The organism is Mesorhizobium sp. M8A.F.Ca.ET.021.01.1.1 (assembly GCF_003998025.1).
GTDB lineage: Bacteria > Pseudomonadota > Alphaproteobacteria > Rhizobiales > Rhizobiaceae > Mesorhizobium.
In genome coordinates, this window is sequence record NZ_RZSJ01001050.1 from 1 (window position 1) to 701 (window position 701).

Consider the following 701-nt stretch of genomic DNA (forward strand, 5'->3'; position numbering starts at 1 on the left):
TCGCAGGCCTGCCGGCCATGGCGGCGCAAACCAAGAGCGACAAGGTGACGGCAACGCCGCCCGCCGCGGCTGACGCGCCGCAGCTGCCCGGCGGCGCTTCGGCCTTGTCCGAAACCCATGGCGACTGGACGGTCAATTGCCAGATATCGGGCACCAACAAGGTCTGTAGCCTGTCGCACCAGCAGTTCAACAAGCAAAGCAACCAGCGGCTGCTGGCGATCGAGCTGTCGAGCAAGACCGGCGAGGATGCGACCGGAACCCTTGCGCTGCCGTTTGGCCTGGCGCTTGCCAAGGGCGTTACGCTGACCATCGACGACCAGAAGCTCGACGGCAGCCTGCCGTTCAACACCTGCCAGGTGGTCGGCTGCCTGGTGCCGGTGGCGTTCGATGCAAATGTCACGCCGCTGCTCAAGAACGGCACCACGCTCAAGATCGATGCGTTCGCGGCGGATACGGGGCAAGTCGTAAGCTTTTCCATTCCGCTCAACGGCTTCGGTGGGGCGCTTGCCCGCACCGCGGAGCTTTTGGCCAATTGACGGCTTGGACCGTCACCGCAAGCGACAGGGGTTGGCGGTAAATGCTTGCGCCGACACTTGTCAGACGACGATCGTTTTCAACCGCTCGGCGATGAGCGCGGCGAGCCGCGCCGCCACCTCGTCCTTGGTCATTTCAGGCCATTCCTCGACGCCGGCCTTCGACAC

The 701-nt window shown here is 64.5% G+C and carries 1 protein-coding gene; it reads left to right on the top strand.

Annotated features, from left to right (window positions below; all coding sequences use genetic code 11):
* A partial coding sequence (locus tag EOA36_RS36515; protein WP_127281317.1) for an invasion associated locus B family protein occupies nucleotides 1-536 on the top strand: 536 nt, incomplete at its 5' end.
* Between the last annotated feature and the right edge of the window lie 165 nt (nucleotides 537-701).